The following is a 13,331-nucleotide window of genomic DNA, read 5'->3' as shown; positions in this document are numbered from 1 at the left end:
AGAGAAAATGAACTTAACACCAAGAGAAATTGTTAAATTTTTAGATGACTATGTGATCGGTCAAAAGGACGCCAAAAAAATCATAGCGATCGCACTTCGCAACCGCTATCGCCGTATGAAACTTGAAAAGAGCTTACAAGATGACATCATGCCAAAAAATATCTTGATGATCGGCTCAACTGGCGTTGGTAAAACCGAGATCGCAAGGCGACTTTCAAAGATGATGGGGCTGCCATTTATAAAGGTCGAGGCTAGTAAATATACCGAGGTTGGCTTTGTCGGTCGTGACGTTGAAAGCATGGTAAGAGACCTTGCTATGGCATCATATAATCTCGTAAAAAACGAGCAAAGCGAGAAAAATCAAGATAAAATCAACGCCTACATCGAAGAAAAGATCGTTTCAAAGCTACTTCCACCACTGCCAAAAGGTGCAAGCGAAGAGAAGCAAGCAGAATACGCTAAGAGCTATGAAAAAATGCTAAATAGGCTAAGAAACGGCGAGCTTGACGAGCTAAGCATCGAGATAGAAGTGCAGCAAAACCCACTTGAAGCTGGCTCAAACGTGCCACCTGATATGGCGCAGATGCAAGAGAGTTTTATAAAGATAATTGGTATCGGCGGCAAAAATATCAAAAAAGAGATGAAGGTAAAAGACGCCAAAAAAGCTCTTCAAAGCGAGGCAAATGATAAAATTTTAGACCTTGAGAGCGTAAAAACAGAAGCTTTAAGAAGAGCTGAGAACGAGGGCATCATCTTTATAGACGAGATCGATAAGGTAGCCGTTGGCTCAGGTAGCTCAAACAGGCAAGACCCTAGCAAAGAAGGTGTGCAAAGAGACTTGCTACCTATCGTTGAGGGCTCAAATGTAAATACTAAATTTGGAAATTTAAAGACAGATCACATTTTGTTTATCGCAGCTGGCGCCTTTCATATAAGCAAACCAAGCGATCTCATCCCAGAGCTTCAAGGCCGTTTCCCACTAAGAGTCGAGCTTGATAGCCTTGATGAGGACGCGCTTTATCAAATTTTAACTCAGCCAAAAAATTCGCTTTTAAAACAATACATCGCACTTCTTTCAACTGAAAATGTCGAGCTAGAATTTGACGATGAAGCGATAAAAGAGATAGCAAGGATCGCTCACGCAGCAAATGAAAAGATGGAAGACATCGGTGCTAGACGCCTTCACACGGTGATCGAGCGCGTGATAGAAGATATCAGCTTTGAAGCTAGCGAAAAGAGCGGCGAGAAGATAAATGTGACAAAAGAGCTTGTAAAAGAGCGCCTAAAAGACGTTGTTGAGGATCAAGATCTAGCGAGGTATATACTTTGAAATCAGGCTTTGTTAGCATCATAGGACGCACAAATGCTGGCAAAAGCTCGTTTTTAAATGCCTTATTGAACGAAAAGATCGCCATTGTCTCGCACAAGCAAAACGCAACTCGCAGAAAGATAAATGGCATCGTGATGAACGGCGAAGATCAGATCATCTTCACCGACACGCCAGGGCTTCACGAGAGCAACAAGGCGATAAATCAACTACTAATAAACCAAGCTATAAAATCGATGGGAGACTGCGATCTCATCGTATTTTTAGCGCCTATTCATGATAGTACAAGCGACTATGAGAAATTTCTAGCTCTAAATCCAGAAAAACCACACATCTTAGTGCTAACAAAAGTCGATGAGAGCTCAAATGCTAAAGTGCTTGAAAAGATCACTAAGTATCAGAAATTTCAAGATAAATTTGCAGCACTTCTTACTTTTAGCACCAAGCAGCCTACCTATAAAAAGCCGCTTCTTGATGAAATTTGCAAGCTTTTGCCAGAGCATGAGTACTTTTACGATCCAGAATTTCTCACACCGACAAATGAGAAGGAAATTTTTAGAGAATTTATACTTGAAGCGATCTATGAAAATTTAAGCGACGAGATCCCATATCTTAGCGATGCGATCATAAAAAGCGTAAAAGAAAAAACTGGCATAACTGAAATTTATGCTAGTATCATCACGGAGCGTGAGATCCATAAAAGCATGATCATCGGAAAAAATGGTGAAACTATTAAAAGAATTGGAATTTTTGCAAGAAAGTTAATACAAAATTTAACCAACACAAAGGTCTTTCTAAAGCTCGATGTAGTCGTTAAAAAAGGCTGGAGTAAAGAAGAAAAGAGCCTAAATAAGATAATCGGCTATTGATTTTTTATTTTAAAGATATTAAAATACTCAATATAAGCGTTTAGGAAGGTTTTTTGATTCATGATGAATATTAAAAAAAATAGTGAAATTTCTATAGTTGCACTAGATCCGTATGACTATAAAGGATTTCGTTATCACAACAGCAATGTAGAAGCTTTTAACTTTTCAAAAACAGTCAATAAACGCGACTTTTTCATCTCATACATAAAATTTAAAGACTTAAAAACAACAACATTTTTTATCCCTAGAAGTGTTGATAACGACGCCCTATATGAGGAGCTTTATTCAAAGACCTATGCAGAGCTCTCACTTGATCCAGCACTTGACAATAAGATATTTTTCTCAGAAGGCACTACAAAAGCTCAAGAGAGAATTTTCACCGTTTTTGCTATCACAAATGAAGATATAAATTCAACCTTTAAAGCGGTTGCAAAAAAAGTCCCATATATCGACTATCTTGCGCCTGAGCCTTTGATCTACTCTGCTATTTATAAAAAGGGCTTGCTACCTAGCACACAAGCAGACTGCTTTATAGCACTTAGAAAAGATGAATCATTTTTAAGTATATATTTAGATGGTGATTTCTTTACTACTAGAGAAATTCGCTATAACTTAAACTATCTTAAAGATAAATTCTTAGAGCAAAGCGGCGATCGCTTGAGTGATGAAAAATTTCTCGAAGTTTTATCTCAAAGAGGGCTTGTAAATAAAGATGATGATGGCTTTAACTACGATCTAAACACAGTTTTTGAAGATTATATCTTTTACTTTAACGATATTTTAAACATTATAAATAGCCAAAATGGCATAGCCATAAAGAAAATTTATATAGATTGTGACTATGAGATCAAAAATTTTGCAAATTTTATCTCAACCAAACTTGGTTTGGATGCCGAGTATATAAACATAAAAGTTGCGATAAACAACAAAAACTATACCATAAACGAGCGTTATAACGTTATGGCTTTATTTGGTAGATTCTATACCAAAGAGCCATTTTATGAGAATTTTAACCTCTCAAATATGCTTCGTCCAGATCCATTTGTCAAAAGAAAAAGTGGTAAATTTTTGCTCACTTGCGCTGCGGCATTTGCGCTAAGTATGTTATATCCAGCTTACAACTACATAGCTGGTCTTGTTTTAGAAAAAGACAGCGCAAGACTAAATGACGAATATAGCGTCCTAAACGCACAAGAGATGCAGATAAAAGAGACGCTAGCTAAAATTTCAAGAGAACAAGAAGCGGTAAAAGAGCAGACTCAAAAAGAGAATGAAAAGCTAAATTTCAGAAAAGGTTTGCTTGCTGAGATCGAAAATAAAAAAGATAATTACGCTATGAAGGGTTTAAATCTTTTTAAAATTACCGATATTTTAAATCTAAACGCAGTTCATATCACAAACATCGTAAATAACGATAGAAATTTGACCATAACTGCAGTTAGCGATAATGAAAAAAGGATAACCCAGTTGATCAAAGATATCAGCAAAGATGAAAAATACTTGGTAAATACTAAAAAAATTCGCTCCGATGACGCTAAACACGAGTATGAAAGTAATATAAGCATAGAGATTAGACAATGAGACAAGATATTTTGAGCAAAATAGATCAATACTTTGATAGCAAAAAGCCAAACGAAACAAACCTCATTTTTCTTGGCTCAGCGCTTATCATAGCCTATCTTGTCTATATGCTATGCTTTGATCCTGCGCAAAATTTCTTTGACGAAAAGCTTGATAAACATACGAGAATTTCTACAAAGCTAGAAAACACTAGAAACTATCTAGCCTCAGTAAGCTCTCCTGATGGCGATAGAAATTTCAAGATAAATGAAGAAAATAGAAATTTAAGCAATCTAAAACTTCGCTACACGAATATTTTGAAATTTAATACCTATTTTGACTCAAAGCTTAAAGAGCTTTCATTTTTGCTTTTTGACAATCAAAACTGGGCAAATTATATAGATAGTATCGTGCTTTTGGCAAAACAAAATAATATAAAAATTTTAGAGCTTAAAAGCGATATAAAAGAGCCAAATTTCCAAAAGATAGAGCAAATTTTAAATATAGATGTCACTTGCCTTGGAAATTTTAAAGATATGCTTAGCTATATAAACGGACTTGAAGAGTCAAAACTCGTAGTAGATCTTCACAAGATGGATATAAATTCCACCCAAAAAGATCTAGGAGCTAAGCTCTCTATCTCAGTGTGGGGTATGAAGTACTGATGAAAAAATTTGGTTTATTTTTAATTTTAGCTCTAAGTCTATTTGGCAATGAGTTTGAAGGCGAGATGAAAAACTATGATGAAGTTTTTGTTAAGATAAAGGAGCAAAGAAAAGGGCTTAATAGCGGTGAAATTTCTAGCTTGCAAGATCCTTTCAAGCTAAATTTGCCAGTTGCTCCAAAAGGCGATCAAAACGCTACAAAATACTCTTCTGCAAGGGGGTTTATGCTAAAGGCCATTTTGTTAAATAAAGCAAACATAAATGGCAAATGGTATAAAGTGGGAGATATGGTTGATGATTACAACATCACAAGTGTTCAAGGCAGCAAGGTTATCATCGTAAAAGATGATGAAAAACAAGAACTAACTCTTAAAAATGGAAGTAAAAATGTTGGTATCAAAATTAAGTAAATTTATTATAATTGCGGCGTTAGCTTCATTTTTAGCTACCCCTATAATGGCAAAACCAAGCACATGCTTGAGTAAAAATTTTAGTATGAAGATCACAGATGATATAAGCCTTGGAGATGTTTTAAATCAGCTCTCTGAAATGTGTGACTTTAGTATCGTTGCAAAAGATGCTTATAGCAAAAAAGAGCTTGATGATAAAGTCTTTGGCGTAAATATAAGAAACATGAGCTTAAGCGAGGTCTTTGATCTGCTTTTAAATGAGAAAAATTTAAGCTATGAGTTTTCAAATAATGTCTTAAAAATCTCATCGCTTCAAACAAAAATTTTTAAAATAGACTATATCACCTCTATCCGTGAGGGCACAGCCATCACAAAAGCTTCGGTTGATGCCTCTCCGTCAGAGGTTGGCAATAGTTCAAGCAGTGACACTAGCTCAAATGACATAAAAAATGAAAACAACTTGATAAGAACAACAGAAAAATTTGACTTCTGGGAGAAGCTTGATGCTGAGCTAAAAGCTATCTTGAATAATAGCAGTGAGCACATCACAGCGCCAGATCCTATCATAAACCAAAATGCTGGACTTATCACGGTTACAGCTACCCCATCACAGCTAAAACGTGTTGAAAAATATATAGCTGAGATGCAAAGAAGACTTAAAAAACAAGTCATCATCGATGTTTCTATCATTGCAGTTGATCTAAATAATGAGTATAAGCAAGGTGTTGATTGGAGTAAATTTGAGCTTGGATTTAACTCATATATAGGCAACCAAGGCTCTAGCACCGGCTCAAGTGCAAGCTGGACAAACAAGGGCAACAGCTTAAGCGATGGCTTTGGTCGCACACTAAATATCGCTGCAAATTTAAACTTTAGCCTTGATGGTATGATAAATTTCCTTGAAACAAATGGCAAAACAAAGGTCGTTTCAAGTCCAAAAGTAACCACTCTAAACAACCAACAAGCGCTAATCTCTGTGGGTGATAATATAAACTACCGCGTAATGGAAGAGACAGATAATGGTAGCAACAATAACAATAACAACAGGCTTACAACAACTTATAAGCAATACTCTGTATTTATCGGTATCTTGTTAAATTTACTTCCAGAAGTCTCAGATAACAACAAGATCATGCTTCGCATCAACCCAAGCTTGAGCAGCTTTAAGTATGCAGAAGACGACACAAGAGGTCAAAACACCTCTATTAGAGAGATAGCGCCTGACACCGTTCAGAAAAAGCTCTCAACAGTTGTTCAAGTAAATAGTGGCGATACTATCATACTTGGCGGACTTATTGGACAGACTAAAAATAAGCAAAATACAGCCGTGCCACTTTTAGCTGACATACCTTTGATAGGTAGCGTCTTTAAAAGCACAAGAGATGGCGTAAAAACGACTGAACTTATCTTTGTCATCACGCCAAGAGTTGTTGATCTTGAAGATCCAAAACCAGTTCAGCAGTCGCTAAAAGATCTAGGATTTTCTAAATCGATCTATGAGTAACGAAAATATTTATACGCATATAAAAGATGTTTTCATAGATGAAGACGAGAGTTTAAATTTCGTAAATTTAGACAACTCTATAAGCTGCTACAACAAGATAGTTTTAGCTTTAAAAAAGCCACTTAAACTCATCTTGTTTTATGGCAAGCCAGGTAGCGGCAAGACCTTTTTGCTAAACAAGATCGCAAATGATCTAAAAGAGGATAAAAGCCTCATCTTTTTCCCACATCCATTTTTTAGCGAGGCAACATTTATCGAGGCACTTTGTGAGCAAATTTATGGAAAAAAGTTTGAAGATATAAACAACTTCGAGAGCTTTATAAAATTTTATTCAAAAGACTTTAGCAGTAAAGATGAAATTTTAAAAAATCAAATGACGGTTATCCTAGATGAAGCGCAGCTCTATCCGACTGAACTTATCGAGAAGATAAGGCTTATGGCTGATACTAGGATGTTTAAATTTCTCTTTACGATACATAAAACCGAAAACGAAGATATTTTGGCAAAAGATTATTTTCAGACTAGAATTTGGGAGAGCATCGAGCTAAGTAGCGCTGATGTAAATGAGATCATCATCTACTTGCAAAGAAAGCTTAGTCAAAAAAACTATGACAAATATCTTAAATTTGAGAAAAAAGATTACGAGTGCGCCTACTCATTTTGCGGTGGAAATTTAAGAACGCTAAACAAGATCATGTATAAATTCTATGAAATTTGCGAATACTACGAGCAGTATCTGCCTTCAAAGCTTAGCGGTGATAAGGCAAATACCATGATACTCACCATGGCTGCACTTGATGCGGGGCTAATCGATGCTTGAACCACAAGAAATTCAAAGACTAGAAAAGCTTTATGAAAGCTACAAGAAAAAAAATGGCGGTTTTTTACATAAAATTTTTAATGCCAAAAACTCTAAAATTTTAATCATAGAGCTTTTACTTATAATCATTTTGCTGGCTGCATTGATAGCGCTAAGCATAGAGAAAACTCCAAGTCTTGCTAGTAAAAGCGATAAATTTTTAGCCAAAAATGCAACCGCAGTAAAAATGGTAGAAAAAAACGAGACAAATGCAAGCGTTCTTAGCGAGCTAAAGCAAAAGAGCGAGGTTGCTAAGGCTAAATTTGAAGAAGGTAAAAAACAAGACGAGCTAGCTGACAAGATAGCTAAAAAGCTTGAAGAGGTCGTAAAGATAAACGAAACAAACGATACTTCAAAAAATGACCCAAAAAGGCAAAGAAGCTCACAAGGTTGGCTTAAGCTAAATATCCCTGATGAAGAGCCACTTAGCGAACAAAATGGCATAAACGGCATGAGCGTGCCACAAGATGAAGTGATAGATCTTGAGTCAAAACCAGCTAGAAAGCGTGTAAATATACAAGTAACTTCAGCATCAAATGAAGAGAGCGTGCTAAGAGAGCAGTTTCTAAAAACAAACAATCCAACTATCGCACTCGAGCTTGCTAGATTAAATTTTAGAAATAATAATTTCAAAGAAGCTATAAAGTGGTCGCTTGCAGCAAACGATATAGATAATAGCTTAGAGGAGTCATGGATCATCTTTGCAAAGTCAAAATATAAGCTAAAACAAAGCGATGATGCCGTCAAAGCTCTAAGGGAGTATAATAAAAACTTAAACAAAGCTTCGATAAATGAGCTTATAAATAAGATAAAAAGTGGAACATTATGAAATTTTTTGTTATTTTTTTGGTTTTTGTTTGTGAAGTTTTTGCTGTTAGCCTAACTGAGATAAGAGATGACTTTAACAGCGCAAACTATGCAAAAGTCTGCAACCAAAAGGTTGAGGAATTTTTAAAAACACAAAATAACGAAGAGCAAATTTCTATGTTTGGCATCGCTTGCATAAAGATGAACGATCTAAACAGGCTAGCAACTCCGATCGATAAGCTAGTAAAGAGCGAAAAATCAAGAGAAAATGCTGCCTATTTTGCTGATATCTTATTTAAGAAAAAGCTCTTATTTCACGCTATGATAGATGGCGTTGATATAAGCTATATCAGGCTTCCAAAGAGTGATTATATACTTTCATTTTTGTTTGATAAATTTGTAAAAAAAGAGTATGTTGAAGAGCTTGGCACATTTATCTTTGAAGAGCCAAATTCTGACACAAGATATGAGATAAGTCCAACAAATGGACAAATACCAAAGCTAGTGCTTAAAATTTTTAAAAATAACGACCTGAAATCACAAATAGAGTATAGATAATGAAAAATGTAGAAAATGTAATCTTAAAAAATATAGAACAAAACGGCAAACTAAGCACATCAGATATAGAAAAGATAAAGCAGATAAGCGAGCAAGAAGGCAAAGGTCTTGTTAAAATTTTAAGAGATGAAAATTTACTAAATGATGAAGACTTTATGGAAATTTTGTCTGATATCTATAGAAGAGGGCATGTAAATATCGATGAAATTTCAAACGATCTTGAGCTTGATATAAAGGCTTTTGTTAAATTTATAAGCGAGAAATTTAAGGTTTTATACTTTGACCTTGATGATATCGATATCGACTACCGCATCAGCGAAAAGCTAAGCACCGCTCAGCTAAAGACATATAGCGCGATCCCAGTAAAAGAGGATGAGATAAGCGTATATGTCGCTTTTAAAAATCCATTTGACGTTATGGCTCAAGATAAGGTGCAAAATTTATTTAATAGAAAACTACTAAAAGTTGCCATCGCTCAGCCAACCCAGATAGAAAAATATATAAGCAAGCTAGCGCTAAATGAGAGCATAAAAGATGTGATAACAGAGATCAGAAGAGAGCTTTCAAGCTCAGCTAGCCAAGGTCAAAACACTGAAAACTCTGGAATTTTAAAGCTAATAGAGATCATCTTAAAAACATCTATCCAAAGCAGAGCCAGCGACATCCACATCGAGCCGACCGAGACAAACTGTATCGTAAGAAGCAGGATCGATGGCATGCTAAGCGAGACATTTATATTTGATAAAGATATCTATCCGCCGATGGTTAGCCGTATGAAGCTACTATCAAACATGGACATCGCAGAGCGCCGCCGCCCACAAGATGGTAGATTTTCTGCTCAAATTTTAGACAAAGAGTATGATTTTCGTATCTCGACGCTACCCATCTTAAATGGCGAAAGTATAGTTTTAAGAATTCTTGATAAGTCAAAGGTCATTATAAATTTAGAAGATCTTGGCATGCATCCAGATAATTTCGCTAAATTTAAAAAGAGTATGAAAGCGCCTTATGGCATCATCCTAGTCACTGGTCCAACAGGCTCAGGTAAGACAACGACGCTTTACGGCGCGCTAAATGATATAAAAAGCGTAAAAACTAAGATCATCACAGTTGAAGATCCGGTCGAATACCAGCTAAATATGATCCAACAAGTGCATGTAAATGAAAAGGCTGGACTTACCTTTGTCTCAGCTCTTCGCTCTATCTTGAGGCAAGATCCAGACGTCATAATGATAGGCGAGATCAGGGATCAAGAGACGCTTCGCATAGCGATACAAGCGGCACTTACTGGTCACCTTGTCTTTTCTACGCTTCACACAAATGATGCCATTAGCGCACTTCCTCGTATGATAGATATGGGCATCGAGCCTTATCTAGTAAGTGGCGCGCTCGTTTGTATAGAGGCTCAAAGACTTGTTAGAAAGCTCTGCCCACACTGCAAACAAAAGATCACTCTATCTCAAAAGACATTTGACGAGGTTAAGAAATTTGTCCCTGAAAACTACCAGTTTTATAAAAGTGTCGGATGCCCACAATGCTCACAAACTGGGTATCTAGGACGTGAGATGATAAGTGAAATTTTACCTATTAGTGACCATATAGCAAGTATGGTTGCAAATGGCGCTTCTAAAGATGAGCTTAAAAGCGTAGCCTACGAAGAGGGCTTTATAGATATGTTTCATGATGGCGTCATAAGAGCAGCAAATGGCATAACCACGCTTGAAGAAGTTTATAGGGTTGCTAAGATATGAAATACTTTGAGGTTGAGTACATCCAAAACGGCAAACGCCACAAGATGAGCCTAAGAGCGAATAATAAAAGCGAGATCAAAGACAAAGCAAATGTTACTGGCATGATCGTCAAGATCAAAGAGACGCAAACTTCTAGCATAAATAACTTTGAAAATTTACAAAACGTGATCGCAAAAGCTTTTACTAATCCAAAGGTGAAAATCCCAAATTTAGTAGCCACCATAAGGCAGCTTAGCGTTATGACAAATGCTGGAATTTCTATCCACGATAGCATTAAAGAGGTTGCAAACTCCACCGAGGATAAGCGCCTTAAATTTATATTTCAGACCATAGATGAGGAGCTAAATCAAGGCTCAAGCCTTACAAATAGTATAGAAAATTTTAAAGAAGAGCTTGGCGACGTGACGCTAGCGATGATAAGACTAGGGGAAAGCACTGGTAATATGGCTGACGCGCTTGCAAAGCTTGCCTCTATCTTGCAAGAGGTCTGGGACAATCAGCAAAAATTTAAAAAAGCTATCCGCTATCCGATAACAGTCATCTGCGCGATCATCATAGCCTTTGTCATCCTTATGATACTTGTTGTGCCGCAGTTTAGAGAAATTTTTGAGCAGTTAAATGCAGAGCTACCACTGCCAACTAAAATTTTGCTAAATATCGAATACGTCATGACAAACTACGGCTTTTATATCCTTGGAGCACTTGCATTTATCGGATATTTGCTTAGAAAATACTATCTTGAGAGTGAAGAATTTCAAGATAAGGTCGATAAATACCTTTTGAAAGTCTATCTCATCGGCAAGATCATATTTTATTCGAATATGAGCAGGTTTAACCTCATCTTTACAGAGCTTGTTCGAGCTGGTTTGCCTATAGCAGATGCCCTTGATACGGCTGTGATAACAGTCTCAAACAAGGATATCAAAAAGAAGCTAAGTGGCGTTAAGATACTTGTTGGTAGGGGTGTTAGCCTAACGGAGGCTTTTAGAGATACAAATTTATATGAAAATATGCTCATACAGATGATAAGCGCTGGCGAGCAAAGCGGTAGCTTGGATGATATGACCGGAAAAGTAACTGACTATTACAGGATGAAATTTAACGATATTATTGATAACATCTCAAACTATATAGAGCCTATCTTGCTCGTTTTTATAGCAGGTATGGTGCTTTTACTAGCTCTTGGTATATTTTTGCCGATGTGGGATCTATCAAAAGCCGTTAAAAACTAAAATAATTAAAATCTTAAAGGAGAGAAGATGTCTGAAAACAAAGAACACATGGTCGAAGAGAGCGCCTTTTTGGTCTCAAAGACCGACTTAAAAGGACGTATTACATATTGTAACGAGCCATTTTTAAAGATAGTTGGAGCCAAACAAGCTGAAGTCTTGGGTAAGCCTCACAACATCATAAGACACCCAGATATGCCAAGAGCTGTTTTCAAGCTACTTTGGGAGCGCATAAAAAATAAAGAAGAAATTTTTGCTTATGTTAAAAACAAAAGCTTTGATGGTGGATACTACTGGGTATTTGCAAATATCACAACTTCGCTTGATGTGCAAAATAATCCAGTTGGCTACTACTCAGTTAGACGCAAGCCAAATCCAAAGGCAATTGAGGTGATAGAGCCTATATATCAAAAGTTGTTATCGGTAGAAAAGAGCGGTGGCATGGATGCTTCGATGAAATTTTTAACTGAATTTTTAAAAGAAAAAAATATAAGTTATGATGAATTTGTAAATAACCTACAAAGGCTATAAGATGTTTGGAAAAAAACTTGACTCTATAAATGAAATTTTAAGCGTAGTAGGCTCAGCTAGAAACGGCATATTAGAGCCTAGGATAGTAAATGTAAAAGAAAATGACCCTCTTTATGAAGTAGCACTTGGTATAAATGACTTGCTTGATCAAGTAGAGGCGCTCCAAAGAGAAATTTCAACCTCAATAGACGCTGCTCAAAGCGGACTAACATATAGAAATATCTTTACAGAGGGATTTCGCGGTATATTTAAACAAAATGCCATCTCTATGAGCAACGGCGTAACTGGTATAAAAGATAGTCACAAAAGTAAAGTAAGAGGCCTACTTTCAAAAGAGCTCGACACACTTGGCAATGGCAATGACGGCATAGAAGATGTTAGAAACGATCTAAATGAGAGCATCAAAAACCTAAGCCAAATGGCACACATGGCACAAGATACAGCTAGGATCGCTGAGGATACGACGCAAAGCATAAATGAGCTAAGCGTAAATATGAGTTCACTTGAGGAGCTGATAGAGGGCTCAAGCCACGCTATAAGCACGCTAAATAGCAGAACAGATGACATCACTTCGGTTGTAAATTTGATAAAAGATATAGCTGAGCAGACAAATTTGCTAGCTCTAAACGCAGCTATCGAGGCAGCACGAGCAGGCGAGCATGGACGTGGCTTTGCAGTTGTCGCTGATGAGGTTAGAAAGCTAGCTGAAAATACCCAAAAAGCGACACATGAGATCGGTGTAAATATCCAAACACTTCAGCAAGAAGCCAAAGATATAGATGAAAATTCTAAAAAGATAGATGAAATTTCAAAGATCGCCACAGCAAATGTCGAAAATTTCAAACAAACTTTAGCTAGCTTTAACCAAAATGCAAAAGAGACAGCCCAAAGATCAAAATATGTAGAAGACAAGACCTTTGGCATCATCGCAAAGATAGCTATCATCGTCTATAAAGTGGGTGTTTATTCAGATACGGTAAATGAGCAAGGTTACGGCGACGATATAGCAAAAGACGCAGACGATCTTGTAGCGTGGTATGAAAATGAGTGTGCAAAGAGCTTTAGCCACACTAAAACCTACGAGAAATCACGCCATTTAGTGGATGAGTTTAACAAAAATATCAAAGCCATCTTGACAGAAGCTGGCAAGGGCTATAACGAGAAAAATTTAAAACATTTTGTCACTGAGTTTAGAAAGCTCGAAGATCTTAGTAGAGAGATATTTAACTCATACAACGAAATGGTCGCTTCAAAATAACTT

At 36.6% G+C, this 13,331-nt stretch carries 13 protein-coding genes; all 13 read left to right on the top strand.

What is annotated here, in order from left to right:
* The first annotated feature begins 7 nt into the window (after nt 1–7).
* Genes hslU through CVS81_RS05560 form a run of 13 tightly spaced genes read left to right on the top strand, consistent with a single transcriptional unit; the run spans nt 8 to nt 13,328 of the window.
* The gene (hslU, locus tag CVS81_RS05620; RefSeq protein WP_021089127.1) at nt 8–1,330 is read left to right on the top strand and encodes an HslU--HslV peptidase ATPase subunit; all 1,323 of its coding nucleotides are present in this window, start codon (nt 8–10) and stop codon (nt 1,328–1,330) included.
* Nucleotides 1,327–2,196, top strand: a complete 870-nt coding sequence (gene era / locus CVS81_RS05615) for a GTPase Era (protein ID WP_107965366.1) — start codon at nt 1,327–1,329, stop codon at nt 2,194–2,196. Before hslU ends, era begins: the two co-directional genes overlap by 4 nt.
* Nucleotides 2,197–2,256: 60 nt before the next feature.
* Entirely contained in the window at nt 2,257–3,777 is a 1,521-nt protein-coding gene (locus CVS81_RS05610; RefSeq protein ID WP_107965365.1) for a C4-dicarboxylate ABC transporter, read from the top strand.
* Nucleotides 3,774–4,421, top strand: coding sequence for a hypothetical protein (locus CVS81_RS05605; RefSeq protein WP_012001744.1), 648 nt, complete (start codon nt 3,774–3,776; stop codon nt 4,419–4,421). The genes CVS81_RS05610 and CVS81_RS05605 overlap by 4 nt, the downstream gene beginning before the upstream one ends.
* Nucleotides 4,421–4,831 (top strand): hypothetical protein, encoded by a 411-nt coding sequence (locus CVS81_RS05600; RefSeq protein ID WP_107965364.1) that lies wholly within the window; start codon nt 4,421–4,423, stop codon nt 4,829–4,831. The genes CVS81_RS05605 and CVS81_RS05600 overlap by 1 nt, the downstream gene beginning before the upstream one ends.
* Complete coding sequence (gene mshL, locus CVS81_RS05595; protein WP_107965363.1) at nt 4,809–6,335, top strand: pilus (MSHA type) biogenesis protein MshL; 1,527 nt, start codon at nt 4,809–4,811, stop codon at nt 6,333–6,335. The genes CVS81_RS05600 and mshL overlap by 23 nt, the downstream gene beginning before the upstream one ends.
* Entirely contained in the window at nt 6,328–7,155 is an 828-nt protein-coding gene (locus CVS81_RS05590; protein WP_107965362.1) for an ATP-binding protein, read from the top strand. Before mshL ends, CVS81_RS05590 begins: the two co-directional genes overlap by 8 nt.
* Complete coding sequence (locus tag CVS81_RS05585) at nt 7,148–8,023, top strand: CDC27 family protein (protein WP_107965361.1); 876 nt, start codon at nt 7,148–7,150, stop codon at nt 8,021–8,023. The genes CVS81_RS05590 and CVS81_RS05585 overlap by 8 nt, the downstream gene beginning before the upstream one ends.
* Nucleotides 8,020–8,559 carry a hypothetical protein gene (locus CVS81_RS05580; protein ID WP_009293846.1) on the top strand — a complete coding sequence of 180 codons (540 nt, stop codon included), beginning with the start codon at nt 8,020–8,022 and terminating at the stop codon, nt 8,557–8,559. The genes CVS81_RS05585 and CVS81_RS05580 overlap by 4 nt, the downstream gene beginning before the upstream one ends.
* Nucleotides 8,559–10,310, top strand: a complete 1,752-nt coding sequence (locus CVS81_RS05575) for a GspE/PulE family protein (protein WP_107965360.1) — start codon at nt 8,559–8,561, stop codon at nt 10,308–10,310. The genes CVS81_RS05580 and CVS81_RS05575 overlap by 1 nt, the downstream gene beginning before the upstream one ends.
* Nucleotides 10,307–11,542 (top strand): type II secretion system F family protein, encoded by a 1,236-nt coding sequence (locus CVS81_RS05570; RefSeq protein ID WP_012001751.1) that lies wholly within the window; start codon nt 10,307–10,309, stop codon nt 11,540–11,542. Before CVS81_RS05575 ends, CVS81_RS05570 begins: the two co-directional genes overlap by 4 nt.
* 27 nt (nt 11,543–11,569) lie before the next feature.
* Nucleotides 11,570–12,070: a PAS domain-containing protein gene (locus tag CVS81_RS05565; RefSeq protein ID WP_103597587.1), complete on the top strand. Its 501-nt coding sequence runs from the start codon at nt 11,570–11,572 to the stop codon at nt 12,068–12,070.
* Nucleotide 12,071: 1 nt separating this feature from the next.
* Nucleotides 12,072–13,328, top strand: coding sequence for a methyl-accepting chemotaxis protein (locus CVS81_RS05560; protein ID WP_009293850.1), 1,257 nt, complete (start codon nt 12,072–12,074; stop codon nt 13,326–13,328).
* Nucleotides 13,329–13,331 lie beyond the last annotated feature (3 nt).

This window comes from Campylobacter concisus, from assembly GCF_003049065.1.
Classification (GTDB): domain Bacteria; phylum Campylobacterota; class Campylobacteria; order Campylobacterales; family Campylobacteraceae; genus Campylobacter_A; species Campylobacter_A concisus_BE.
The sequence above is the reverse complement of the archived record's forward strand: the minus strand, read 5'-3'. Positions and strand labels throughout refer to the sequence as shown.

What these genes read in the sequence shown, in the direction of transcription:
- hslU (WP_021089127.1), top strand. Translation starts at nt 8, where the DNA reads ATGAACTTAACACCAAGAGAAATTGTTAAATTTTTAGATGACTATGTG.
- CVS81_RS05610 (WP_107965365.1), top strand. Translation starts at nt 2,257, where the DNA reads ATGATGAATATTAAAAAAAATAGTGAAATTTCTATAGTTGCACTAGAT.
- CVS81_RS05605 (WP_012001744.1), top strand. Translation starts at nt 3,774, where the DNA reads ATGAGACAAGATATTTTGAGCAAAATAGATCAATACTTTGATAGCAAA.
- CVS81_RS05600 (WP_107965364.1), top strand. Translation starts at nt 4,421, where the DNA reads ATGAAAAAATTTGGTTTATTTTTAATTTTAGCTCTAAGTCTATTTGGC.
- mshL (WP_107965363.1), top strand. Translation starts at nt 4,809, where the DNA reads ATGTTGGTATCAAAATTAAGTAAATTTATTATAATTGCGGCGTTAGCT.
- CVS81_RS05590 (WP_107965362.1), top strand. Translation starts at nt 6,328, where the DNA reads ATGAGTAACGAAAATATTTATACGCATATAAAAGATGTTTTCATAGAT.
- CVS81_RS05585 (WP_107965361.1), top strand. Translation starts at nt 7,148, where the DNA reads ATGCTTGAACCACAAGAAATTCAAAGACTAGAAAAGCTTTATGAAAGC.
- CVS81_RS05580 (WP_009293846.1), top strand. Translation starts at nt 8,020, where the DNA reads ATGAAATTTTTTGTTATTTTTTTGGTTTTTGTTTGTGAAGTTTTTGCT.
- CVS81_RS05575 (WP_107965360.1), top strand. Translation starts at nt 8,559, where the DNA reads ATGAAAAATGTAGAAAATGTAATCTTAAAAAATATAGAACAAAACGGC.
- CVS81_RS05570 (WP_012001751.1), top strand. Translation starts at nt 10,307, where the DNA reads ATGAAATACTTTGAGGTTGAGTACATCCAAAACGGCAAACGCCACAAG.
- CVS81_RS05565 (WP_103597587.1), top strand. Translation starts at nt 11,570, where the DNA reads ATGTCTGAAAACAAAGAACACATGGTCGAAGAGAGCGCCTTTTTGGTC.
- CVS81_RS05560 (WP_009293850.1), top strand. Translation starts at nt 12,072, where the DNA reads ATGTTTGGAAAAAAACTTGACTCTATAAATGAAATTTTAAGCGTAGTA.